Annotated in this window: 25 protein-coding genes and 7 pseudogenes; 16 read left to right on the forward strand and 16 right to left on the reverse strand. The window is 60.9% G+C overall.

Annotated elements, in window-relative coordinates:
* Positions 1-396, reverse strand: a pseudogene (locus PUT78_RS20525) (IS6 family transposase); the annotation flags it as partial.
* Between the two features lie 205 nt (positions 397-601).
* Here PUT78_RS20525 and PUT78_RS20530 point away from each other — a divergent pair.
* Complete coding sequence (locus PUT78_RS20530) at positions 602-2,245, forward strand: FAD-binding dehydrogenase (protein ID WP_274354126.1); 1,644 nt, start codon at positions 602-604, stop codon at positions 2,243-2,245.
* A gap of 101 nt (positions 2,246-2,346) precedes the next feature.
* Here the strand turns inward: PUT78_RS20530 and PUT78_RS20535 are convergent, their stop codons facing one another.
* Complete coding sequence (locus PUT78_RS20535) at positions 2,347-2,625, reverse strand: SH3 domain-containing protein (protein WP_274354127.1); 279 nt, start codon at positions 2,623-2,625, stop codon at positions 2,347-2,349.
* Between PUT78_RS20535 and PUT78_RS20540 the strand changes: the two genes are divergently transcribed.
* Positions 2,549-2,872 (forward strand): hypothetical protein, encoded by a 324-nt coding sequence (locus PUT78_RS20540; protein WP_274354151.1) that lies wholly within the window; start codon positions 2,549-2,551, stop codon positions 2,870-2,872. The two genes, PUT78_RS20535 and PUT78_RS20540, sit on opposite strands and share 77 nt — an antisense overlap.
* Here PUT78_RS20540 and PUT78_RS20545 read toward each other — a convergent pair.
* From PUT78_RS20545 to PUT78_RS20570, 6 genes and pseudogenes are all read right to left on the reverse strand, one after another.
* Positions 2,783-3,004: an exonuclease domain-containing protein gene (locus PUT78_RS20545; protein ID WP_337994709.1), complete on the reverse strand. Its 222-nt coding sequence runs from the start codon at positions 3,002-3,004 to the stop codon at positions 2,783-2,785. The genes PUT78_RS20540 and PUT78_RS20545 overlap by 90 nt on opposite strands.
* Positions 2,992-3,477, reverse strand: a complete 486-nt coding sequence (locus PUT78_RS20550) for a hypothetical protein (protein WP_274354129.1) — start codon at positions 3,475-3,477, stop codon at positions 2,992-2,994. The genes PUT78_RS20545 and PUT78_RS20550 overlap by 13 nt, the downstream gene beginning before the upstream one ends.
* Positions 3,474-3,719, reverse strand: coding sequence for a type ISP restriction/modification enzyme (locus PUT78_RS20555; protein WP_420793537.1), 246 nt, complete (start codon positions 3,717-3,719; stop codon positions 3,474-3,476). The genes PUT78_RS20550 and PUT78_RS20555 overlap by 4 nt, the downstream gene beginning before the upstream one ends.
* Positions 3,720-3,769: 50 nt before the next feature.
* Positions 3,770-4,363, reverse strand: a pseudogene (locus PUT78_RS23890) (helix-turn-helix domain-containing protein); the annotation flags it as partial.
* A gap of 164 nt (positions 4,364-4,527) precedes the next feature.
* Positions 4,528-5,616, reverse strand: a complete 1,089-nt coding sequence (locus PUT78_RS20565) for a flavin-containing monooxygenase (protein WP_274354131.1) — start codon at positions 5,614-5,616, stop codon at positions 4,528-4,530.
* Positions 5,617-5,621: 5 nt separating this feature from the next.
* Positions 5,622-7,208, reverse strand: a complete 1,587-nt coding sequence (locus PUT78_RS20570; protein WP_274354132.1) for a cation transporter — start codon at positions 7,206-7,208, stop codon at positions 5,622-5,624.
* Positions 7,209-7,386: 178 nt separating this feature from the next.
* On the opposite strand from PUT78_RS20570, the pseudogene PUT78_RS20575 reads away from it, so the two are divergent.
* Positions 7,387-8,090 (forward strand): annotated as a pseudogene (locus PUT78_RS20575) (IS6 family transposase).
* Between the two features lie 115 nt (positions 8,091-8,205).
* Positions 8,206-8,469 carry a hotdog family protein gene (locus tag PUT78_RS20580; protein WP_337994710.1) on the forward strand — a complete coding sequence of 88 codons (264 nt, stop codon included), beginning with the start codon at positions 8,206-8,208 and terminating at the stop codon, positions 8,467-8,469.
* 85 nt (positions 8,470-8,554) lie between these two features.
* Here PUT78_RS20580 and PUT78_RS20585 read toward each other — a convergent pair whose 3' ends face one another.
* Positions 8,555-9,742: a thiolase family protein gene (locus PUT78_RS20585; RefSeq protein ID WP_274354133.1), complete on the reverse strand. Its 1,188-nt coding sequence runs from the start codon at positions 9,740-9,742 to the stop codon at positions 8,555-8,557.
* Positions 9,743-9,947: 205 nt separating this feature from the next.
* Here PUT78_RS20585 and PUT78_RS20590 point away from each other — a divergent pair, with 205 nt between their 5' ends.
* From PUT78_RS20590 to PUT78_RS20610, 5 genes are read left to right on the forward strand one after another with little or no spacing between them, the layout of a single operon-like run.
* Positions 9,948-10,595 (forward strand): TetR/AcrR family transcriptional regulator, encoded by a 648-nt coding sequence (locus tag PUT78_RS20590; RefSeq protein ID WP_274354134.1) that lies wholly within the window; start codon positions 9,948-9,950, stop codon positions 10,593-10,595.
* Complete coding sequence (locus tag PUT78_RS20595; protein ID WP_274354135.1) at positions 10,592-11,083, forward strand: PaaI family thioesterase; 492 nt, start codon at positions 10,592-10,594, stop codon at positions 11,081-11,083. The genes PUT78_RS20590 and PUT78_RS20595 overlap by 4 nt, the downstream gene beginning before the upstream one ends.
* On the forward strand, positions 11,080-12,312 hold the full coding sequence (locus PUT78_RS20600) for a multidrug effflux MFS transporter (protein WP_274354136.1): 1,233 nt from the start codon (positions 11,080-11,082) through the stop codon (positions 12,310-12,312). Before PUT78_RS20595 ends, PUT78_RS20600 begins: the two co-directional genes overlap by 4 nt.
* Entirely contained in the window at positions 12,313-13,593 is a 1,281-nt protein-coding gene (gene fabF, locus PUT78_RS20605; RefSeq protein WP_274354137.1) for a beta-ketoacyl-ACP synthase II, read from the forward strand.
* Between the two features lie 38 nt (positions 13,594-13,631).
* The gene (locus PUT78_RS20610; RefSeq protein ID WP_274354138.1) at positions 13,632-14,441 is read left to right on the forward strand and encodes an oxidoreductase; all 810 of its coding nucleotides are present in this window, start codon (positions 13,632-13,634) and stop codon (positions 14,439-14,441) included.
* A gap of 146 nt (positions 14,442-14,587) precedes the next feature.
* On the opposite strand, the pseudogene PUT78_RS20615 reads toward PUT78_RS20610, so the two are convergent.
* The 6 genes and pseudogenes from PUT78_RS20615 to PUT78_RS20640 form a co-directional block, all read right to left on the reverse strand.
* Positions 14,588-14,827 (reverse strand): annotated as a pseudogene (locus PUT78_RS20615) (DDE-type integrase/transposase/recombinase); the annotation flags it as partial.
* 52 nt (positions 14,828-14,879) lie between these two features.
* Positions 14,880-15,257 carry a SirB2 family protein gene (locus tag PUT78_RS20620; RefSeq protein WP_274354139.1) on the reverse strand — a complete coding sequence of 126 codons (378 nt, stop codon included), beginning with the start codon at positions 15,255-15,257 and terminating at the stop codon, positions 14,880-14,882.
* 282 nt (positions 15,258-15,539) lie between these two features.
* Complete coding sequence (locus tag PUT78_RS20625; RefSeq protein WP_274354140.1) at positions 15,540-16,541, reverse strand: NADP-dependent oxidoreductase; 1,002 nt, start codon at positions 16,539-16,541, stop codon at positions 15,540-15,542.
* A gap of 83 nt (positions 16,542-16,624) precedes the next feature.
* On the reverse strand, positions 16,625-17,611 hold the full coding sequence (gene acuI / locus PUT78_RS20630; RefSeq protein ID WP_274354141.1) for an acrylyl-CoA reductase (NADPH): 987 nt from the start codon (positions 17,609-17,611) through the stop codon (positions 16,625-16,627).
* Between the two features lie 138 nt (positions 17,612-17,749).
* Positions 17,750-18,664 (reverse strand): alpha/beta fold hydrolase, encoded by a 915-nt coding sequence (locus PUT78_RS20635; RefSeq protein ID WP_274354142.1) that lies wholly within the window; start codon positions 18,662-18,664, stop codon positions 17,750-17,752.
* 132 nt (positions 18,665-18,796) lie between these two features.
* On the reverse strand, positions 18,797-19,597 hold the full coding sequence (locus PUT78_RS20640) for an SDR family NAD(P)-dependent oxidoreductase (RefSeq protein WP_274354143.1): 801 nt from the start codon (positions 19,595-19,597) through the stop codon (positions 18,797-18,799).
* 109 nt (positions 19,598-19,706) lie between these two features.
* Here PUT78_RS20640 and PUT78_RS20645 point away from each other — a divergent pair, with 109 nt between their 5' ends.
* The 3 genes and pseudogenes from PUT78_RS20645 to PUT78_RS23895 all read left to right on the forward strand — a co-directional run.
* Positions 19,707-20,645: a GlxA family transcriptional regulator gene (locus PUT78_RS20645; RefSeq protein WP_274354144.1), complete on the forward strand. Its 939-nt coding sequence runs from the start codon at positions 19,707-19,709 to the stop codon at positions 20,643-20,645.
* A gap of 84 nt (positions 20,646-20,729) precedes the next feature.
* Positions 20,730-20,879, forward strand: a pseudogene (locus PUT78_RS20650) (transposase); the annotation flags it as partial.
* Positions 20,880-21,199: 320 nt separating this feature from the next.
* Positions 21,200-21,268 (forward strand): annotated as a pseudogene (locus tag PUT78_RS23895) (H-NS histone family protein); the annotation flags it as partial.
* 95 nt (positions 21,269-21,363) lie between these two features.
* Here the strand turns inward: PUT78_RS23895 and PUT78_RS20655 are convergent.
* Positions 21,364-22,074 (reverse strand): annotated as a pseudogene (locus PUT78_RS20655) (IS6 family transposase).
* 138 nt (positions 22,075-22,212) lie between these two features.
* Here PUT78_RS20655 and PUT78_RS20660 point away from each other — a divergent pair.
* The 4 genes from PUT78_RS20660 (at position 22,213) to PUT78_RS20675 (ending at position 23,524) form a co-directional block, all read left to right on the forward strand.
* Positions 22,213-22,464: a CopG family ribbon-helix-helix protein gene (locus PUT78_RS20660; RefSeq protein ID WP_274354145.1), complete on the forward strand. Its 252-nt coding sequence runs from the start codon at positions 22,213-22,215 to the stop codon at positions 22,462-22,464.
* Positions 22,461-22,760 (forward strand): type II toxin-antitoxin system RelE/ParE family toxin, encoded by a 300-nt coding sequence (locus PUT78_RS20665; protein ID WP_274354146.1) that lies wholly within the window; start codon positions 22,461-22,463, stop codon positions 22,758-22,760. Before PUT78_RS20660 ends, PUT78_RS20665 begins: the two co-directional genes overlap by 4 nt.
* Positions 22,761-22,923: 163 nt before the next feature.
* Positions 22,924-23,265: a PadR family transcriptional regulator gene (locus tag PUT78_RS20670; RefSeq protein ID WP_274354147.1), complete on the forward strand. Its 342-nt coding sequence runs from the start codon at positions 22,924-22,926 to the stop codon at positions 23,263-23,265.
* The gene (locus PUT78_RS20675) at positions 23,258-23,524 is read left to right on the forward strand and encodes a permease prefix domain 1-containing protein (RefSeq protein WP_274354148.1); all 267 of its coding nucleotides are present in this window, start codon (positions 23,258-23,260) and stop codon (positions 23,522-23,524) included. Before PUT78_RS20670 ends, PUT78_RS20675 begins: the two co-directional genes overlap by 8 nt.
* Positions 23,525-23,602: the final 78 nt, after the last annotated feature.

Here is a 23,602-nt window from a genome sequence, read left to right on the forward strand (position 1 = left end):
TGACCAAATCGCGCGATCAGCCGGTTCAGGAACCGCCTTGCCGCCTTGGCGTTGCGGCGCCTCTCGAACCAAGATTTCAAGCGTGTCCCCATCAGCATCGACAGCCCGCCAGAGCCATTGTTTTACCCCGTTGATCGAGATCACGACCTCGTCCAGATGCCATTTGTCATTTGGTCGGGGACGGTCCCGGCGGGTGCACGCGGCGAAATGCGCGCCAAACCGGTTGACCCAAAGACGTATCGCTTCTCGGCTGACAGTGACACCCCGCTCCGCCAAGAGATCCTCAACATCTGCCGTGCTGAGGGCAAACCTGTGGTAGGCCCAAACAGCGTAGGCGACAATCCTACGTGGGAAACGAAAGCCTTTCAGGCGCGGCACGGACGGTGGTACCTTCATGCCTCAACATCTACCCAAATCAGCCGTCCCAAATAACTTGGCAATGCCACTGCAACTGTTTCGGGCGTTTTGGGTAGCCCGGTATGATACTGCGCATTCGGGTAATAGCCGAGAGCCCGCGAACCCAGCTCTGCCGCAAGGGAATGATGGACAGTGCTGCGCGCACCTGACACCGTGAACGCGACCCGTTCATTGGAGGAGAGTGATGAGCAACAGCACGGATGTTGTGGTCATTGGCGCAGGGCTGGCTGGACTGGTCGCTGCGGACCAGCTTGTCGCGCGAGGACGGCGGGTGATTTTGGTGGATCAGGAGCCGCGTAGCAATCTGGGAGGGCAGGCCTTCTGGTCGCTGGGCGGGCTTTTCATGATCGACACGCCCGAACAGCGAAGATGTCGTATTCGCGACAGCCTTGATCTGGCCCGGACCGACTGGATGGGGTCCGCGGGCTTCGACCGGGTAGAGGATGAATGGCCCCGCCGTTGGGCCGAGGCTTATTTGAATTTTGCCTCGACTGAGATGCGGCCTTGGTTGCATGGGCTTGGAATGCGTTGGTTTCCCGTGGTCGGCTGGGCCGAACGCGGTGGCGGTCTGGCACATGGGCACGGAAACTCTGTCCCGCGTTTTCATGTGACATGGGGAACTGGGCCGGGGGTTCTTGACCCGTTTATTCGCCGAATCCTCGCTGCAGAAATCGACGGGCGGATCACACTGAAATTCCGCCACCGGGTCACCCGACTTATCCGGGACGGGAACAACATTGCGGGAGTCGAGGGTGAGATTCTGGCCCCCGATAATGCTGATCGCGGTAGATCAACCAATCGTGAGGTGACTGCAGACTTTGCAATCCATGCCGAGGCTGTGATCGTCGCGAGCGGCGGCATTGGCGGAAACGAGGCATTGGTGCGCCGCAACTGGCCTGCCCAAACGCTTGGGCCCTTACCTGAACGCATGGTTATCGGAGTGCCTGCGCATGTGGACGGGCTCATGATCGGCCATGCAGAGGCCGCTGGCGCACAGGTCATAAACGGCGACCGGATGTGGCACTATACCGAGGGTATCCGAAACTGGGACCCGATCTGGCCAGACCATGGAATCCGCATTCTGCCGGGGCCATCTTCGATGTGGTTTGACGCGGATGGCAACCGATTACCGGCGCCTTGTCTGCCGGGTTTCGACAGTTTGGCGACGTTGCGCCATTTGTGCCGGACAGGTCAGCCCTATTCGTGGTTCATCACAAACCAGAAAATTGTGAAGAAAGAATTTGCCCTTTCCGGCTCCGAGCAGAACCCGGATCTAACTGGAAAAAGCCTTCGACTGTTGATAAAAAGCCGCATGTCCAAAGGCGCGCCGCCCCCGGTCGAGGCGTTCAAAACCCATAGCGAGGATTTCGTCGTCGCGGACAATCTGACGGATCTGGTTCAAGGTATGAACAGAGTGGGCGAGCGGAGTTTGTCGCTAGATCACCTGACGACGCAGATCAAGGCGCGCGATGCCCAACTGAGAAACCTGTTTGCCAAGGACGCGCAGATCCTGGCTTTGCGACAGGCGCGGTCCTATCTGGGTGACAGACTGATGCGGACAGCGAGGCCACACCGCGTCCTCGATCCTGCGGCGGGGCCACTGATTGCAGTCAGGCTTCATGTCCTGACCCGCAAAACGCTTGGCGGATTACATACAGATCTTGACGGACGAGCACTGGATGCGGCAGGGCAGGCGATCTCTGGTCTTTATGCATGTGGAGAGGCGGCAGGTTTCGGCGGTGGTGGCTATCATGGCTATAGCGCTCTGGAAGGTACGTTTCTTGGCGGAAGCATCTTCTCAGGCCGTATCTGCGGTAGTCACGCATGAATTTCGGTGGCTGTTCGGTTGATCGCGTTGCTGAGGCCAAATGGCTTCGCCGCAAAAATATGGTGATAAATTGAGCGGCGGCTATGGAGCCGCCAGCATTGTCATCTGTGGGCCAGATAGTCTGCCGAAACGTAACCCGAAACACTGGGTTGGTCTGTAAGGAATACCCTGCACCAGACCATCCCATTTGTTGTCACGCAGTTCCGCCGGGTGAGGTTCGTTCCGTCTGGCAATCCGACTATGATGTTGTGGTTGAGTCCTGGCCCGTCACGAAGCTTCAGAAGATCATCGGGGCCTGCACCTTTGACCACTGCGCCAGAACCGGCGGTACATCCGGTGGCGATCATGAAGGCAAGAAGAAAAGCAAAATGTGTCCGCATCGTCAGTCCTGAATCGTTTCGACATCTCTACGACACTATCGCCCTTGGTGACAACGGGCTGAAGCGGACGTGGATAAGAAAAGCATCAGATCGGTCATCGTCGCACCAGATGGTGGCGGGACAAAACTGGGAAAAGAAGGTCAAGCACTTTATCAAATCAGGGGGCATTCCTGACGTGATCAGGGCCAATCCCGTGAAGACGGATGTTGAAGGCATCGAAAGCGGTGCCGGGGTTTACAAGCGTTGAAAAGGTGTGGATCCTGTTGTCAGGCCAGACGCAGGCAAGGCCGATCTGGCATATACTGCCCGCATCGCTGCAGGCGGTTTCCACGTCCAGTGCGATGAAACGGAAAGTGTAATCGGGGATCATGGTATGCATTCCTGTGCATCATTGAGTGTCCGGGCAAGGATCAGGCACCCCTCGACGTTATCCAGATCGCGCTGCAACTGTCGTGTGAACTCGAGGTTTCGGCGGTGCTGGTCTATGAGGTCACTATGGCTGGCACGCAGATCGCGGTGGTCTGAAATCAGCGCATTGTGGTCTCGTACGAGCCGGCTATGCGTGTCGAGCAGACCATTGTATTCATCAACCAGCGTGTTGTGGTCACGCAAAAGGCACTCGTGCCTGTCGAGGCACTCGACGACATTGGACCTGCAGGTGAAGCCCCGATAGTCGCATTGAAAGCTGTCGAAACAGACCGCGTTTTGGTTGACGCATTTGCCGGAGCTGGAACAAGCGGTTTCGCCAAAGCCGAGGCATGTGGGTCGCGTTCCCATATTGCATGAAAAGCTCTGGCCCATGGCCGGGTTGGCCATGGACAGCACTCCCAACAGGATCGCGGCGCGGATCACATCACCTCCAGCTTCGGCAGACCGCGCACGATTTTCATAGTTTGCAGGCTGATAGTGATGACGCGCTGGAACAGTTCCAGGGGGTAGGCCGGGTTGTTCATAGTCTCGATGGCATAGCGGTTGGCGTCGTTTTCGATCCCGCTGGCCTTGTCGGTCTTGACCACCTGGCGTTCCATTACCCATTCCAGCGCGGGCTTGCCGTTGACGACGTTGTCATAGGCCTCCAGCGGGATATCCTGCATGGTGATGTTGGCATTGTAGATGACGGTGGTCTTGTCCTTGCCGCTCTGGTTCTGTCCTTGCGCTGCCCGTGTCGGCGCCCAATCCAAGGGACCGTAGGACCAGCGACGACGATCCCGTCAGGTGCCACGACCGTTCCGGCGAGCCTTTCTTCGACATAGAGACGCAGAGCTGGGTTCAGCGCACGCTTGGCGATCTTTGGGCGTTGGCCCGATCACTCGGCATGCCATTGAGCAGTCGAGGCACGATACTCCAGCCCGCCGCTGCGCGTGGCGGCGTTGCGGCGCAACTCGCGGGAGATCGTTGAGGCGGATCGATGTAGGCGGCGACCAATGTTGCGCATCGAAAGGCCCTGCACGCGAAGAAGGGCGATCTCTTCCCGTTCCGCAAAAGAGGGATACCGCCCGGATGGCGACTTGGCCGAGGATATGTACATCGATGGTGGCATGCCGCCGGCCTTTCGGAATAATCTCGCTCCGACAGGCTGCGATATGCCCGCTTCCAATGCAGCACTCTCGCTCGCCATTCCACGAGCGATCCCCAACCAAAACCGCTGAAGTTCAGATCGCTTCGCCTCTGGCGGCCGTCCTGGTGATAGCAAGGGCGCCCGACCAGATCGGTGTGACCGCCGCTTTCGAAAAGTCATCGCAACCTCCAACATGAGAGTGTTGCGACGACCACTTGAATCCGCCGAGGTTTAAAGGGTGAAGACGATTTCTCGCGAGAAGCTTTACGAATAGGTTTGGTCCAAACCCATGACCAATGTTGCACCGGCAGCCGAGCCTGTGTCGCCTTCAGCTTTCGGTAATGTCACACCATGCTCAAGTGCCGGTCGGAGCAGTATTTCACGCACAACGGCACCAATGCGCTTGCATCTTCACCTACACCCATGACAAGGGCTGAAGCGCGATTGCGCTGCCATGGCCGGCCGAGGTAGAAAAGACCCTCTATTGGAGATAGCCCAGCCTTCTGCAAAAACGTTCCGTCGGAATGGGTGCTGCCCGGAATCTGAAGCCATGTGCTGTCGTCCCGGTAGCCGGTACACCAGATGACAGAGTCGATCGTCCCTCTCGATTCATCTGCAAAGAATGCGAGGCGGCCATGAGCGGAAACTAACCTTGCTGAAACGGTTACGCCCATCTGCCGCAGTCTGGCCAGACTGCGGCCCCTATCAGGGAACGGGTCGGTTCGCCGCATCAGGCGTCCCATCGTTGTGTCCGGCCTTACCCGCAACATGCCCAGCTTTCGTAGCCACCACCATGTGCTCTTGCCCAGAATATGCTCCGGAAACAGTCGGCGGCTGCGCCCAACAGCCAGAACGACGTCGTGGGAACGGGATAATTCTGCCGCAATGTCGCGTCCGCTTGCTCCGTCCCCCACGACGAGAACGGTGCCAGTCGGGGCGTCGGTAGCGTTGCGATAACTCTCCGGCGTCAGTTGACGGACTGCCGGTCCGAAGTCTGCACCGACGCTTGGGATAATGATTTTCTGAAACGCTCCTGTCGCGACGATCACCGCTTTGGACGCTATGTGCCTGCCATCATCGAGTTGCGCGACGAACCGCTCGTCGGTCCGACGTTCGAGCCGGGTCACGCCGTTTCCGGAAAGCACTGGCAAGCCAAAATGGCTGGCATAGGTTTCGAGGTAGCCGGCAAATTCATCGCGTGCCGGATACCCTTCGGGGTCCCCATCGAGGAGAAGGCCAGGCAGCGCGCTAAGGGCCCGCGGGGTGAAGAGGGTCAGCGAGTCGTAGCGAGAGCGCCAACTGTCACCGACGCGGTTATGGCGATCGACGATCAGAAATGAATGCTCCGTTTTGGCAAGATAGTAGCCGGCTGCGAGCCCCGCTTGGGCCCCGCCTACCACCAGAACGTCCACGTCCGGCAAAGTTTCGGTCACGGGTCTCAGTGCTCCTCTGGTGTGAAGAACACATCGGCGTGCAGATTCCGCGATTGCAGCCCTGCCGCAGCCAGCACCAGCGTGGTGGCTTTGACCATTGGTGGCGGGCCTACGACGTACGCTTTCCATCCATCGAGGTTTTCCAGATCCTCGGCGATCGCGCCGCTGACCATGCCCGTCCGATAGCGCGCTGATGGCTGATCCGACAATACGGGTGTAAATATCAGGTTCCGATGCGTGTCGACCAGGGACTGGAAATGATCCAGCATGTAGAGATCCCGCTCAGTGTGCACCCCGAAATAGACATGGATCGGTTGGTCCATACCAAGATGCAGGGCTGTGGCCACGATCGAGTGGATGGGCGCGAGTCCCGAACCTCCGGCAACCGCAACGATCGGCCCGGAGTGTTCCTGACGCAAATGCGAGAACCCGAACGGACCTTCGAGTGTGACACACTCCCCCGGTTTCAAATGTGAATGAATGAAACTGGATGTCTCGCCATCGGGGACACGGCGAATATGGAATTCGAGTTCGCTCCGGTCAGGGCGATTGGCCATCGAGTAATCGCGTGCAGGAAGTCCCTCCAACGACAACCGGGCATGCTGGCTCGCAGAAAAGCTGAATGGCTGGCCATCGAGGGCGAGCCGAGCGCGGCGAATATCGTGGGTCGCCGCGTCGATGGCTGAGAAACGGCATTGCAATCTGCGCTCGGGATGGTCGGGCTTTTCGTGATGCGGGCCGAGCCACTCTACACTCACCGATCCTTTAGTAGGTACCGCACAGCAGGCCAGAACCTGTCCATTCGCCTTCTCTTCTTCTGAAAGAGAAAATTCAGTGTGACCGAGAAGCGAGACTTCCCCCTCGAGCAGGCGCGACTTGCACTTGCCACACTGCCCGGAGCGACAATAGTGCGGATAGGGAATACCCTTTTCCAGCACCGCCGAGAGGATCGTCTGACCGGGTTCCAGATCGATGACCTGTCCGACTTGGGGACGATGCACCACCGGACGTTGCTTTGGCGCACCCGCAATGGTCTCATTGCGACCGACCTGCCCAAGCATGGCTTCTATTTGTGGTTTCTGGCTTTCAAAGGGGCCAGACGTGAACCAGTCCCCGATGACCGTTATTGGCGCGACGCGGTCGCTACCGCGCCGGTCCGTGGGGTGCGCGGTGTATCCACTCTGTTCAACCGCCTTGACCAGAAGTGCTTCATCCGCGTTGCCCTGGATGGTCGCTTGCTCGGTCGCCAGGTTGACGGTGGCCGAAACAACCCCCGGCACACCCTGTAAGGCGCGTTCTAACCTGCCGACGCAGGAAGCGCATATCATGCCTTCGATGGCCAGTTTGATTGGTGCTGAGGATACCGAATAGCCAGCCTGTTCAACCCCGCGCACCAAGGCTTCGTATTCGATCTGCTCGGTCACAACGACATCGGCGCGTTCGGTGGCAAGATTGACATTGGCGTTTTCAACGCCGGGCACGGCCTTGAGCGCCTTTTCAACGCGACCCACACACGATGCGCATGTTATGCCCTCGATCTGTAAGCTTATGACCCGATGTGCTTGCGAGGGGTGCTTTGTTCGAGCATTCATTGCCCATCTCCGTCCAGAATTTTCCACTCGCAGACGACGGTAGTGCTTCCTCCAATGGGAAGGTCAACAGGCTGTTGCGATGTTTTTTGGGTTCTGTCGCAAAGATTCTGGGGGCGCTGTTGGTGCCCCGGTCGCATCGCGTTAGGAGATCAGCTCGCAGCAATGGTTGGATAGTAAAATGGTTGATTTCAATGGCACGCACTATCCGAAATCCGTGATCGTGTTCGCGGTGTTTTTCTATCTGCGCTACCCGGTTTCTTATCGTGATCTCGAAGAGATTATGCAGGAGCGTGGGATCGATGTTGACCATGCCACCTTGAACCGTTGGGTGATCAAATACTCACCTCTGATCGCCGCTCAAGCGCGGACGAAAAAGCGGCTGACAGCTTTGTCATGGCGCATGGACGAGACCTACATCAAGGTTAAGGGCAAGTGGATGTCTCACTACCGCGCGGTGGACCGGAACGGCCAAACCCTTGATTTCGCTTCGCGGACCTTCGGTTCATGCTGTCTGAGCGTCGTGACAAACCTGCAGCACGGCGCTTCTTCCGGCGCGCAATCGGCAACAACGGTGTCCCCGATCGCATCGTTATCGACAAAAGCGGGGCCAATCTGGCGGGGCTGGAGGCTGTGAATGTGATCCTCAAATTCAGCGGTTTGGGAGAGTTCATAAAGATCCTGCAAATCAAGTATCTGAACAATATCCTTGAGCAAGATCACCGATTTACCAAACGCATCACAGGGCGAATGCTTGGCTTCAAGGCGTTCCATTCCGTTTCAGCAACGCTCGAGGGTATCGAGACCGCGCACATGATCCGCAAGGAACAATTTGGCACCAACGGCTTGAATGCATTTCAGCAGTTCGCCCAGATCGCAGCATAATTATGTCCAGCGAAAGCCTCCTCTCAACCAATCTGAAAATTTGCGACAGAACCCTTGAAAGGCCACGTTTTGTGGCGGGCTGGCTGCAAGCGGCTGGCATACCGCAGCCCTCACGATGCGACTTCTAGTAGAGAGTAGCTTCGTTCCCGTTGGCGGTATCGTTGGCGCCGGGTTTGAGGAACTGACGTGGCCTCGCCCCGTGCGCACTGGCGATGAATTGCGTGTGGAATCAGAGGTTCTTGTCCTCCGCCCCTCAAAGTCCCGCCCCGGTCAGGGAATGATCAAAATACGCAACATCACGATGAACCAGCATGACGAACCAGTCCAACGGTCCGTGGGAACTCTTCTGGTAAGGGTGCGACCAATGGGTAGCAATTGAAGTCCGGTTTCGACTGTTTTGCACCATGTGTATCTGAATCCGGGGCACTGCGGCGTTGACTCAGGGACAGGCAGACCCCTCCGGTTTACGCGACACGCTCAATGGCCAGGGCGATCCCCTGCCCGCCGCCGATGCAGAGCGTGACCATGCCGCGCGCAAGCCCCTCGCGCTGCATCGCGTGGACGAGACGGGTCACCAGCACAGCCCCGGTCGCGCCAATGGCATGACCATGCGCGATGGCGCCGCCCTCAGGGTTGACGATATCTTCCGGCAGACCAAGCGCCTGCATGACAGCCAACGGCACGGCGGCGAAGGCCTCGTTGATCTCGATTCGCTCAAGCTGACCAAGCGTCCACCCGGCATGCGTCAGCGCTTTTTCAACCGCCGGGACCGGGCTCATTCCGAACATTTCCGGCTCGGCCGCCGCCACGCCGTACCCGGCTAGTCGTGCGGCGGGTTTCAGCCCGTGCTTCTCGGCCCAGGCGCGGTCGGAAACCACCATCGCAGCGGCGCCGGCGTTCACACCCGGGGCATTCCCGGAGGTGAGCGTGCCGTCCGGGCTGAGGGCTGGTGTCAGCCGGGCGAGCGCATCCAGCGTCGTGCCCGGACAAGGTGCCTCGTCCCGTGCGAAGACTCCTTTCCCGCGGCTGGTGTTGATCTCGACGCCAACGATCTCACCGTCGAATCGGCCTGCGGCCTGCGCCGCCGAAAACGCCAGTTGCGAACGCAGGGCAAAGGCATCCTGCTGCGTTCGGGTCAGGCCCACCGACATCACCAGGTCCTCGATGTGCCATCCGGAATACAGGCCAGAAAAGGCGTCGTTCAAACCGTCGGTCAGCATGCTGTCCATGATCTCGGCGGGACCCATGCGATAGCCCCAGCGACCGTTGTCCAGCAGATAGGGCGCGCGGTCCATGTTCTCCATCCCGCCTGCCAGCGCGACAGGCACCGCACCGGCAAGGATCTCCTGCGCGGCAGTGACAATCGCCTGCGCGCCCGAACCGCAGACCCGGTTGACAGTCATTGCCGGAACCGACACCGGAAGCCCGGCATGTATCGCTGCCTGCCGCGCCGGGTTCATCCGGTTGCCCGCCTGAATGACGTTCCCCATCGTGACCGAGCCGATCTCGCCCGGCTCAAGCCCCGCCCGCGACACGGTTTCGCGCAGGACGGTAGCGCCGAGTTGTGTGGCAGGGACGGTTTTCAGGCAGCCATTGAAGGCCCCGATCGCTGTTCGGACCGGTTCGATGAGGACGATTTCCTGGCGGCGCATTGCACGCTCCTTGCGAGATGGGACAGGACCGCTGTGGGTTCCGTTAATTATAGATTGCATATATAATCTAAATGCCATTGGCAATGCCGCTTGCGGCCGTGCATTGGGTTTCAGACGGCTGCGCGACTTTTCCCTCAAGAAGTGCCTTGCACCCACTGTCAACACTCTGTTAGAGTTCTCTCGTAATCTAAATGGAGGGTCGCCGATGCGCGTGAGTCGCCTTCAGGCCGAGCAGAACAAGCAAAAAGTGATCGATGTCGCCAGCCAACTGTTTCGGGAGCACGGCTTTGACGGCATCGGCCTCAAGGATCTGATGCATGGTGCCGGGCTGACGCAGGGTGCTTTCTACAAGCAGTTCGCGTCGAAAGATGATCTCGCTGCCCAGGCATCGGCACGGGCGATGCAAAGTACGCAGCGGCGGTGGGAAGCCGCCGCTGCGAAGAACCCGCAAGACCCGCTCGGCGCGGTGATCGCTTTCTATCTCAACCCGGCACACCGCGAAAAACGGATGGAGGGCTGCCCGATCGCCGCGCTCGGGTCCGACGCCGTCAGACAGAATGCCAACATCAGGGCTTCGTTCGAGACGGGTATCAAAGAGTACCTCCACCTGCTCACCGGCTGGTTCTCCGAAGCCGGCGATGTAGCGGTCGATGAGGCCGCCGCTGCCGCGGAAACAAGTGACAAGGCCATGGCCACGCTCTCGACCATGGTTGGCGCACTTCTCCTCGCGCGGGCAGTGAACGACGAACAACTCGCCGGACGAATCCTGCAGGCCGCTGCCGGGAACGTGCAGGCTGCCGCCGGGATCCGTGACGCCCAGCCGGGCGATACCCAGCAAGGACCGCACTCTTGACGACGGATCGCGGGGCAGGGGCGCCCAGCGCCAGCGTTCCGATCACCGATCTGGCGGACTGCACCGGGTTGGAACTAGTTGCACGGCTTGCGGATGGCAGTGCGCAGCGCCCGCCGATGGCCGATACGATGCCGATCACCGTGCTCGCGCCGCAAGAGGGCAAGGTTGCGCTGTTGGCCAATCCCGAGCCGCGCTTTGCCAACCTGATGAATACCATGCATGGCGGCTGGATCATGACGCTGCTCGACACCGCCATGGCGCTGGCCGCACAGACGACGCTCGCGCCCGGCGAGATCTGTCCGTCGCACGAAACCTCCGCCAAATTCGTACGTCCCGTTTTCGCAAATTCCGGCGTCATGCGCGTCACCGGCCAGGTGGTGTCGCGTGGCCGTAGCGTCATCACGCTGGAGGGACGGGTCGAAGACGCGCAGGGCAGGCTCTACGCGCACGGCACCTCGACCTGTCTCATCCCGCAGAGGAGGCCATGATGTCCGTACACGCCGGGGCCCCCGTCGAGCGCCGCCTGACCGGCGGCATCCTGTTCCTGCTGGCCGGGCTGGCCGCCCTTGGCGCGCTGGCCACCAACATCATCCTGCCCGCCTTCCCGCAGATTGGTGCCGGGCTCGGCGTCACATCGCAGGAACTCGGCCTGACCCTGAGCAGCTTTTTCATAGCCTTCGCCATTGGCCAGCTAATCGTCGGGCCGCTTTCCGACCGCTTCGGTCGCCAGTGGCTGGTGCTGAGCGGGCTGGCGGTCTTTGTCATCGGCAGTGTGGTCTGCGCGATGGCCGGAACTCTGTCGTTTCTCATCCTCGGTCGTGTCATTCAGGCGCTGGGGGCCTGTGCAGCCTCGGTCCTGTCGCGCGCCATCGCCCGCGATTTGTTCGAGGGTGAGGCGCTGGCGCGGGCTCTGGCGCTGACCATGATCGCCATGGCGGCGGCGCCAGGTTTCTCGCCGCTGCTGGGCAGCGCGCTGGAGGGGCTGTTCGGTTGGCGGATCACCTTTCTGGTCGTCGCCGGTATTGGTGCGGTGCTGGCACTGCACTACGCTCGCCGCATCGGCGAAACCCACCCGACTGACCGCCGGGTGACGTTGAGCGCGGTAGCCGTTGCCGCCGCCTATGGTCGGCTGGCCGCCGATCCGCGCTTCATCCTCCCGGCATTGTCTGTGAGTCTGGTAATCGGCGGTCTTTTCACCTTCTTTGCCGCGGCTCCGGCGCTAATGATGAGCGAACTGGGTCTCAGCGGGCTGGAACTCGGTCTGTATTTCGCCGCCACGGTGGGAATCGTCTTTACCGCCGGCTTTCTCGCCCCGCGACTGGCGCGGCGTCAGGGCCTGCGGGCGGTCGGCCTGTTCGGCATCGCCCTCGCTCTCGCCGGTGGTTTGTCGATGTTCGCTGTGGCTGCCGCCCCATCCATATCGAGTTTCACCGCCGCCATAGGACTCTATCTGTTCGGTATGGGACTGATCAACCCGCTTGGTACTGCGCTTGCGCTGCAGCCATTCGGCCAGCAGGCTGGCCTCGCCTCGGCGCTGCTGGGCTTCCTGCAGATGGGCTGCGCCGCCCTCGGCGCCTCACTGGCGAGCATACTGCCAATGCCGCCGCATGTTTCCCTCGCCTTCCTGCTGACCACCGGCTCCGCTATCGCGTTGCTGGTGTTTCTGCCGGTAGTGCTGAGCAATGCGCTTTCGGCGCCAAAATCGACAGGACACTAGATGAAACGAATCGTTGTCACAGGTCTGGGGGCCGTCACGCCCCTCGCCGCAGGGGTAGAGGCTACATGGTCGCGGTTGCTAGGGGGACATTCAGGCGTCTGCGGGCTCCCTGACGAAATGGTAGGCGACCTTCCAGCGAAGGTGGGCGGTGTCGTCCCCTCACTGGCACAAGATCCTGAGGCCGGGTTTGATGCGGACAAGGTCCTGGCACCCAAGGACCAGCGCAAAGTCGACCGCTTCATCCTCTTCGCGCTGGGGGCCGCCGACGAAGCGCTGGCGCAGGCGCACTGGCAACCGGGTCAGGAGGTCGACCGCCTGCGCACAGCTACAATCATCGCCTCGGGAGTAGGCGGCTTTCCCGCCATTTCCGATGCGGTGCGCACGGTCGACGCCCGCGGCGCCCGTCGCCTTTCTCCCTTCACCGTGCCCTCCTTTCTGGTTAACCTCGCCGCCGGCCAGATATCGATCCGACATGGTTTCAAAGGCCCGCTCGGCGCCCCGGTGACCGCCTGCGCCGCCGGCATTCAGGCCATCGGCGACGCAGCACGGCTGATCCGCGCTGGCGAGGCCGACATCGCCCTTTGCGGCGGCAGCGAAGCTTGTATGAACAACGTCAGCCTCGGCGGCTTCGCCGCCACCCGCTCGCTGTCCACCGGGTTCAACGAGATCCCGTCGCAGGCCTCGCGCCCCTTCGATCAGGCACGAGACGGCTTCGTCATGGGTGAAGGCGCAGGCCTGCTGGTCATCGAGTCGCTGGAGCATGCGCTGGCCCGTGGGGCGAAACCGCTGGCCGAGCTGGTCGGCTATGGCACCACGGCAGATGCGCATCACGTCACCTCGGGGCCTGAGGACGGCGGCGGTGCCCGCCGCGCCATGGAAATCGCGATAGCGCAGGCCGGGATCCAGCCGCAGGAGATCCAGCACCTTAACGCTCATGCTACCTCCACGCCGGTCGGGGATCGCGGGGAAATCGCCGCCATCAAGGCGATCTTCGGCAGCAATTCCGCTCTCGCGGTCAGCGCCACGAAATCGGCGACCGGGCATCTGCTCGGCGCCGCCGGCGGGCTGGGGGCCATCTTCGCTATTCTGGCGCTGCGCGATCAGGTGGCGCCACCGACACTGAACCTGACCGCCCCGGAACCCACAGGCGCGGGGATCGACTTCGTCGCCTTGCAGGCCCGTCCCATGGCGATGGATTACGCCATCGCCAATGGCTTCGGCTTCGGCGGCGTCAACGCCAGCGTCCTGTTCCGGCGCTGGACCGACGGTTCCCGGGCCTGACGCCCGCCTTCCCTGCCTGCTCAAGAAAGAGATGAACCATGAATCGGAATTTTAACGGCGTCGCTCTGGTAACCGGGACCGCTGGTGGCATCGGACAGGCCAGTGCCAGGGCGCTGCAAAAAGTCGGCTACCGCGTCTTCGGCACCACCCGTGGTGACGCCGGAACCTCTGGCGGTATTAATCTTCTGACCTGCGATGTGACCGATGACGCGTCAGTCGCCCGGCTGGTCGAGGAGGTTCTCGCCGCCGCGGGGCGTATCGACCTGCTGGTCAACAACGCGGGCGTCGGGGTCGTTGGCGGCGCCGAGGAATCCTCGCCCGCGCAGGCCCTGGCGCTTTTCGACGTCAACGTCTTCGGCGTCATGCGTATGACCAATGCCGTGCTGCCGGTGATGCGGCGGCAGGGCGCGGGCCGGATCATCAACATCAGCTCGATCCTCGGCCTGATCCCCGCGCCCTATAATGCGCTCTATGCATCGAGCAAACACGCCCTCGAAGGCTATTCCGAGTCCCTCGACCATGAACTGCGCACGCAGGGCATCCGGGTCACGCTGGTCGAACCGGGCTACACCAATACCGCTTTCGAGCGGAACATGTCGAAACCCGATCAGCCGCTCGCCTACTACGATACTGTGCGCCGCCAGACCGAGACATTCCTGCAAAAAAGCGTGGAACGGGGTGATCCCCCGGAAATTGTCGCACAAACCGTGGTCAAGGCGGCCCGTGCGGCGCAGCCCGACCGGCGTTACCCTGCGGGAAAACTCGCGCGCCAGGTCAGCCTGCTGCGGCGCTTCGTTCCTGCATCGGCCTTCGACAAGAGCCTGCGCAAGCAGAACGGGCTGCCGTGACGAACCTGGCCCATAATGCGTCCTTCCATCCCTGAAGAAGGATTGCACCATCAAACCGTAGGATCAAACAGTCAGATGGTCCCACTGTTCAGGGTGTGCTGGACGCCACCGAGCAGGTGGGCTTTCAAGGGTTCTGTCGCAAATTTTCAGATTGGTTGAGAGGAGGCTTTCGCTGGACATAATTCTGCTGCGATCTGGGCGAACTGCTGAAATGCATTCAAGCCGTTGGTGCCAAATTGTCCCTTGCGGATCATGTGCGCGGTCTCGATACCCTCGAGCGTTGCTGAAGCGGAATGGAACGCCTCGAAGCCAAGCATTCGCCCTGTGATGCGTTTGATAAATCGGTGATGTTGCTCAAGGATATTGTTCAGATATTTGATTTGCAGGATCTTTATGAACTCTCCCAAACCGGGGTAACAAGAAAATGGATTGCAGCAATTAGATTAAAAAACCCAGTGGATTTTTGCTAATAGCAGCGCTAACGATGTAAGCAAATACGATTAATGCACTGATCCAGAGAAGTTTACGGGCATTGGGATTCGGTACTTTGAATGCTGCGACGCCCAGACCAATATAAGCGATCAAGCCGATAATTTTGGCCATCAGCCAAGGCTGGCTACCGGGTGACATGCTTAAGTGAACCGCCAGCACTATCCCGCTCACCAATAAAATCGTGCTAATAACATGCGGTAATATTTTTACCCATTTTTTACTGAGCATACTGGAGTTCATAAACAGCCAGATGCCACGTATGAAAAATGCCAGCAGTGATAGGACCACAAAAGTCAGATGTATATTTTTAAGGGCTAGATACATGGTATTTTCCTTTTTCCAAAAGTGGAATTGTCGTTGTGAACGTTGGATTGTGATTGAACGGAAATTATCGTTAGCATGCACCCAATGGGGGATAGTTCGTTCAAAGGCCCTTTTTCCGTGAGGATAGTGTAGTCGGGCCCGGTCGGGCCCGTCAGTCGAGGCTCTGAATGCGGTTCTTGTGGTCGACGGTGGCTGCCGCTCTTCTGCTCGCCACTGAACCGCTCGCTGTGCGCAGCGAACTTGATGTGCCCGCATCCGTTCGAGGGCAGCTCAGGGCCGCTCTCAGCGGACCTGCACCACGACCTTGCCTTTGGCACGCCCCTGCTCGACATAGGCCAGAGCCTCTGCGGTCTGGTCCATCGTGAACGACCGGTCGACGACGGGACGGATCGCCCCCTTCTCCACCAGCGCCGTGATCTGGCTCAGCTGCTTGCCTTCGGCGCGCATGAGGACGAACGTATAGTTGACGCCGCGGGCCTTGGCCTTCCTTCGAATGCCGAAGCTCAGCAGGCGCAGCACCTGCTTCACCGGCCAGGGGAATCCCCGCTGGGCAGCGAAGGCGGGCGTGGGCGGCCCGGAGATCGAGATGAGGTGCCCGCCGGGCTTTAGCACCTGCAGCGACTTGTGCAGTTCATCGCTGCCGAGGCTGTTCAGCACCACGTCGTAATCACGCAGTTCGGTGGCGAAGTCCTGCTTCTTGTAGTCGATGACCACATCTGCGCCCAAGGCCTTGACCCAATCGACGTTTGCCGTGCTCGTGTTCGTGGCGACCCAGGCCCCAAGGTGCTTGGCCAACTGGATCGCGATGGTGCCGACGCCACCGGAGCCCGCCTGAATGAACACCTTCTGCCCCTTCTTCAGCTTGGCCGTCTCGACCAAGACCTGCCAGGCCGTCAGCGCCACCAGCGGCAGCGAAGCCGCTTCGCCCATGCCGATGTTGGCGGGCTTGCGAGCCACCGACGTGGCCTTGACCGCGATCAGCTCTGCGAACGTACCAATCCGGTCGTCGTCGGGACGGGCATAGACCTCGTCACCCACATTGAAGTCCCGAACGAGACGGCCGACCCGTACGACGGTGCCGGCCACGTCGTTGCCGAGGATGAGCGGCATGCGGTAGGGAATGACGCTCTTGAACTCGCCGGTCCTGATTTTGACGTCCAGCGCGTTCACGCTGGCGGCGTGAATCTGGATCAGCACGTCGTCGTCATGCATGCCCGGTTCAGGCATGTCGGCGAGGCGACCGACTTCCTTCTTGCCGTAGCGGTCGATGATGAAGGCTTTCATGGGGATCTCTTTCTTTTGAAATGGCAGGACCAGGCGGCAGTCGCGCGACCCAGGATTCGAAATTATCGATGCCTTGTCGCAGCTCAGGCGCTCACGTCCACAACCGTGCGCCCACGCACCTGCCCTCGCAGCACGGGCTCCGCGAGGCCGGGCACATCCGCGAGACCGACCACCTGAGTCGCACGCGCAAGCTTGCCCAGATCGAGGTCCTTCGCCAGGCGGGACCACGCTGCCAGGCGCACGTCCTGCGGTGCGTTGACCGAATCGATGCCGGCCAGCGTGACATTGCGCAAGATGAAGGGCAGGACCGAGCCGGGAAGGTCCATACCCTGTGCCAGGCCAAACGCGGCCACGGCGCCGCGGTAGCGGGTCTGGGCCAGCACATTGGCCAGTGTGTGGCTACCCACCGAGTCGACGGCTCCAGCCCACCGCTCGTTGCCGATCGGCGCGCCCGGTTCGGACAGCGTGCGGCGATCAATCACCTCCACGGCGCCCAGGTCACGCAGATAGGCCGTCTCCTCCGCTCGGCCGGTCGAGGCGACGACGCGGTAGCCGAGCTTGGACAGCAGCGCGATGGCGACGGACCCGGACCCACCGCCGGCGCCGGTCACCAGCACCTCACCCTTGTCCGGTGTCAGGCCAGCGTGCTCCAGCGCCAGCACGGCAAGCATTGCCGTGTAGCCCGCCGTGCCGATGGCCATTGCGTCTCGCGTCGAGAACACGTCTGGCAGCTTGATCAACCAGTCGCCACTGACGCGGGCCTTCTGCGCGAAGCCGCCGTGATGCGTCTGGCTCAGGCCCCAGCCGTTGGCAACCACGCGGTCCCCCGGCGCGAACGCCGGGTGTGAGGACGTTTCCACCACGCCGGCGAAATCGATGCCTGGAATCAGTGGGAACTGGCGGATGACCGGCGCGCGGCCGCTGATCGCCGCCGCGTCCTTGTAGTTCACCGTCGAGTAGTCGATCGCGACGGTGACGTCGCCGGGCATCAGATCAGCCTCGGAGAAATCGACCAGGGCGGTCGAAATCGCCTCACCAGACTTGGTGCTCAGTAGTGCTTTGAATGTCATTGTATTGCTCCTTTGCAATAGCGGTTGTTCGAGAGTGTTCAACTGGGCGCGCGCAGAAAACGATGTCAGGGGTGGGCATGAGTGCACCTCAGGTTGTTGCGGGTTGATCGAAGATTAAGAGATTTGCGTCGAGCGGCATCAGGCAGCGGCTTTCGGAACGCTCGCGAGTCGCAACGCGTCGTTCAACACCTTGGCAGCCACGTCGGGCCGCTCAAGGGCGATGAAGTGGCCGGCGCCAGGCACCTCTAAAAACTCGGCCGCGGGCAGCAGTTGCTTGTTGGCTTGCCGGTCTGAGGGTCTGGACCAATCCGTCTCTCCGTAGATGAGATGAACGGGCGCCTTGACCTTGGGGTAGCGGGCGCGGGCCGCGATGAGGCTGGGCAGGTTGCCGTACACCGCGCGGACAACGACCGGATAGCCGGGCCGGCGTCCGACCTTCAGCAGTTCATCGAGGTAGTCATCGCGCAGGGCGGCTGTGTTGCCAAGGCCCCCGCGGAGCACGGCGCCTACGATCGGCTTTGGTTGGACGCCTGCGATGGTCGGGCCGACCAACGGCGCCAGCGCGCCGGTCACGACGAACCGGGCCAGCAGGCTGGACCGCTTGATGCCGCCCGCGTAGTCATAGGTATTGATCGCCACGACACGCCGCACTCTCTCGGGCAGATCGGCCGCGGTGGTGAGAGCGAGCGTCGCGCCCATTGATTCGCCAAGCAGCGTCACGTCGCGCAAATCGAGTCGGGTGATGAGGCTCTTGACCGCCGCGCGCATGGCCGGCTCCTCATAGGAGGCGTTCGGCACGATCTGCGAGTAACCCATTCCAGGGAGATCGAGGGCATAAACCGTGTACCGGTCTTTGACGAGCGGGATCAGGTGACGGAAGTGCTCGGCCTGGGTCCGCACCGTGTGCAGCAAGATCAACGCTGGCCCCTTACCGCCCGAGAGATAGCGCAATCGCCCCAGACCCTTCTCCCTTGACCCGAGCGGGTCAAGAAAGTGTTCCCTGGTCCCGGGAATCCTGATTGCGGAAAGTGGATCATTGCTGGTCAGCGGCACGGTGGCTCTCCTCGATTTCTTCAGTGGTACGTCGTGGCCGGGGGCCATGAATGGATGCATGCTTTCGGGCGCATTCAACGCGCCTCCATGCGGATTTAAGAGCGGGGCGCAGTTCGAATGCGATGCGGCCACTCAGCGCAAGGGCTGGTAGCGCGACGCCACTTCGTTGCTCGAGAGGTGGGGGGCCATCGCCTTGCGCGCGCCTTCGTAGGCATCCCAAAGCGCCACGTCGTGCAGCGACGGAAGCGTCACCGACTCGCCGCGCTCGAAGCCCAGCAAGGCGGCGTCCACCAGGTCTTCGGCACGCATCACGATCTGCGCCGGCAGGTGCTCCACCGGAAGGCCGCCGCGTGCCCAGAATTCGGTTGCCGTCGCACCCGGCAGCACGGCTTGCACCCGCACGCCTTTGCCGGCGAGCTCGTGCTGCAGCGATTGACTGAAGGCCAACGCGAAGGCCTTGCTGCCGCCATAGACGCCATTGAGGGTTTCCGGAGAGACGGCCACAGCCGAGGCGATGTTGATCAACGCACCTCTGCCGCGTGCCACGAAGCCGGGCACCGCCGCGTAGCTCAACCGGGTCAGCGCCGTCACGTTGAGTTCGATCATGCGCACCATCTGGTCCACGTCGCTCTCCAGCAGCGGCGTGTGCGTGCCAATGCCGGCGTTGTTGACCAGCAGGGTGATGCTGGCATCTTGCTTGAGCTTGTTCTCCACGCTGCGCAGCGCGACCGGGTCGTTCAGGTCGGCGGGGAAGACCTCCACCGCGCGGCCGTGGCGGCTGGTGATTTCCTCAGCCAACAGGTTCAAGCGCTCGCGGTTGCGGGCGACGAGGATCAGGTCGTAGCCGAGTCGCGCCAGGCGGTCGGCGTAGAGGGCCCCGATGCCGGAGGAGGCTCCGGTGATAAGGGCGGTGCCTAAGTTCGTCTGTGTCATGGTGGTATTCCGTATCGGGGTTGCGATGGAGCACATGTTGCACCGTCTGGCGTCTGGCGTAAATGACGCTTATAGTCATGTTTTATGCCATATGCTTCGGAGATAAAAAATGCACAAAGTCAGCTACGTCCTGCCGGCTGGGTTCCAAGTGATGGCGCTGGCCACGCAGGCGGTCTTCGAGTTCGCCAACTCTGTGGCGGCCGAGCCCTTCTACGAGGTGACTTGTCACTCGATGCCCGGCGGCAGCGTGAAGACATCGCTAGGCACGGCCCTGCAGACGCGTTCCTTCACCGCACGCTGCACGGCCGACACCTGGATGGTGGTGGGCGTGATTGACCCGTTGGCCACACCCTCTCCATCCGAATTGCTGCATGCGTTGCGAAAGTGCAGCGCTCGGGCACGTCGGACCGTGGGGCTGTGCACCGGAGCCTTCGTACTGGCCCAGGCCGGCCTGCTGGCTGGGCGACGCGCCACGACGCACTGGGCCTATGCGGATGCACTGCAACAGCGGTATCCCGATGTCCAGGTCGAGCCGGACCGCATCTTCATCGCCGATGACCCGATCTGGACCTCGGCCGGCATGACGGCCGAACTGGATCTGGCGCTCGGTCTCGTCGAGAAGGACCTGGGCGACGACGTGGCGCGATCGGTGGCGCACCGGCTGGTCATGCATCAGCGCCGTTCGGGCGGCCAGTCGCAGCATTCGGAGATCCTGAATCTCGCGCCGCGCTCGGACCGCATCGCGCGGGCGCTGGAGCATGCCCGCGGCCACCTGGCGCAGTCGCTGAGCGTGGAAGAACTCGCTGCGGCCGCGAACCTCAGCCCACGCCAGTTCAGCCGTGTGTTCACGGCCGAGACCGGCCAGTCGCCAGCTAAGGCGGTAGAGCGTCTGCGCGTGGAGGCAGCGCGTTTGATGATCGAGCGCAGCCGCCATCCGCTGGAGGTGGTGGCTCGCGAAACGGGTTTTCGCGACCGACGCCATCTTCGCGAGGCGTTCATGCGGGGCTTCGGCAAGCCGCCTCAAGCACTCCGGCGCGACGCCCGCTAGCCTAGGGATCTTGAAGCTTGCCGAGACGACGGCGGCAGTCAGATAACCGGCCAAACGCACCTGACAGCGGACCATATAGTCAAACTGCTGTACCTGCTCAGAAGCGGTTGCCAGTGGCGCATGCTGCCCTAGGAGTTTCCCAAGTGGCGCACGGTGCATGCGTACTTTGCCATCTGGAGTGAGCCGCGTGAGGGTGGCAGCCTGCTGGAGCAGGCTTTTAAAAAATCAGGTTGGGCGTGACCCGAGAAAAACTGGGGTGCAACGCCTCTAGCGCGTTCTTGATCGTGGGAACTGGCAGGTGGTTCCATCGCCACGGCTGGGAGCGTGCTGGTGAAACCTAACGCTACTAACGACCCGATCAGGGCTATCGCGATGATAAGCACAGGCGGAACGGCGGTGAAGTAGAGACCGATCAGAAGCGGCACAACGAAAGAGGCGATGGCCCGTGGCACTTCGATTGCCGCGTTCGCCTTGGCAAGTCCTTCCCGCACAGAGACCTTGGGAAGGATGGAGAGAGCTGAGAGGACAAACCGCACAACACCGAAGCCCGGGGGCGCAAACCGCAGTGGTTCGTGGCAGCACTGGAAGTGGGCAAAACTGCAGAGGACATGGCCATTAGCTGAAAGCCATCGCAACCAAGCCCGAAGCCAATTGACGCGCGACACGGGGGACTGTTGCATTAATCTCGTTGAGCCGTGTGACGTCAAATATGCTGAGGTTACGCAACGGTTTCGAACAAGCGATCGATGAACGCGATCTCGCCTCTGACTCCTGGCTGTTTGTGGTCCAGATGGTCGCGCTTGATGGTTCGGATCGTCTCAATGCCGCTCAACGTTGCCTTTGCTGTTGGCAAGGAACGGAAGCTCTGCCGGTATCCGGGTAGCCGCTTCATGGCGGCGTGGTCGCCCTCGATCCGGTTGTTCTGCCACTTCCGGTCGATATGCCGGATGCTGTCAAAATGCGGGTCATATCGGTGATTGATCTCACGGATGACATGCCGGTATGCCTGCGCTTTGTCCGTGCAGATCGTGACCGGCCGGTGCAGCCGCACACGCTCGATTGCCTTGTTTAGAAGCGCTTTAGCGGCCTTTGCGTCTCGCCGTGCGGTCAAGCGGAAGTCCACCATCTGGCCGTTCGCATCAATCGCACGCCACAAATAACGCCATTTCCCGCTAACGCGGATGTAGGTCTCGTCTACATGCCAATCGAGGCTGGCACGGCGCAGGTGCTTCTCAGTGCGCTTGGTGATTTCAGGCCCGAACTTCTGCACCCCACGGAAAACTGTCGATCTATCGACAGTGATATCGCGCTCAGCAAGAAGATCGACCACGTCCTGATATGACAGCGGCTAGCGCAAATACCAACGTACCGCACAAAGGATGATCCCGCGTGGAAAGCGGTGGTATCTGAATGGCGATTTGCGCGGCATGCTCGACCTCAAAAGCAAAAATTGGCAAGACACAGCGATTAATGCAACAGTCCCGGGCGGCCTGCCCCGGCATAGTTCACAGCTTGGATTCCGCACCAACCGATGCTATGATTACAGATGGTTACAATGGAGCACATCATGCCACAGCGCGCCGCATCCGAACCAATCACCATCCGCACAGCCAAGGTGGCCGAGATCGACGCTTTGGCGGGTGCGATGGACCGTTCCCGCAACTACATCGTCAATCAGGCGATTGAGCAGTATCTTGAAGCGAACACTTGGCAGGTGGAACGGATCAAAGACGGTATCGCTGCAGCCCGTGACGGCAAAGTTGCGCCTGCGGGTGAGGTCTTTGCCGGGATAGCCGCAAAGCACGGCTGGTCACGTTGAAGCAGCTGGTCATTGCTGAACCTGCGGCCCGCGATCTTGAAGGGATTGTGGACTATATCTCAATGGATAATCCCGTTGCTGCAGAAAGGGTGTATTGGGGAATCGTGAGTGCGGCGGAGAAGCTGCCTGAGTTTCCGGCCTTGGGTCGCCCCGGACGCCATCCCAAGACGCGGGAACTCAGCGTCGCGGATTTGCCCTACCTGATCGTCTACGAGGTTGGCCCCGACGCCGTGACGATCTTGGCGGTATTTCATAGGTCCCGTGATCTTGCAAAGTTACTGCGTGACAGGATGTAGGCCTGCTGACAGCAAGTTGTGCGGAACGGACTGAACCTTCCATCCACGGCACTCTGCCGCAGGGACTAAGATTTGCGCGACAAGAACGCGATGCGGGCAGATTGGATTGCTATACCTATCGCAAAGAGGTATATACCTCTTTGCGATAGGTATGAGGCCGCTTATGAAACGCGAAAGCTCACCCAACTATCTGAACGGCGTTCCCGAGCTGCTGGTTCTGCGGCTGCTCAAGGAACGGGAAATGTATGGCTATGAACTGGTGCAGGCCATTCGAGACGCGACCGGCGAGGCGATCGTGCTGGGCGAGGGCGTCATCTATCCCATGCTGCACCTACTGGAACGGGAAGGCGCGCTGCAATCCCGCCGCCAGACCGTCGCGGGCAGAAGCCGGATCTATTACACCCTGACACCAGCCGGAGAAAAGCGGCTGACGCAAGCCGCGACCGCATGGACGCGCATCCATGATGCGGTCACCAGCGTGCTTGGAGTGTCGGCGCGTGGCTGACCTGTTCAACACTCTGAAGGATCATCTTCTCCGTGCCGGTGTCCGCCCCTCCAGCGCGTTGCGCTATGTTACGGAACTTCGCGGCCATCTGGACGATCTCGTGGACGAGGGGATTGCAAATGGCCTTGAGGAGACTGCGGCGCGGCAACAAGCATTAGCCCGGATCGGCAGCATGGATGAACTGGCACAACCCATGATCGCAGGCTTTGTTGATGGCATGGATGCCCCCTCCCGACGGCATCGTAATGTGCCAAGGTGATGTTTGCTGAAGACATCACAGAAGGAGAGAGCATCCATGTCCGAAGTTACCATCATCGGGATTGATCTTGCAAAGCGC

The organism is Roseinatronobacter alkalisoli, from assembly GCF_028745735.1.
GTDB lineage: Bacteria > Pseudomonadota > Alphaproteobacteria > Rhodobacterales > Rhodobacteraceae > Roseinatronobacter > Roseinatronobacter alkalisoli.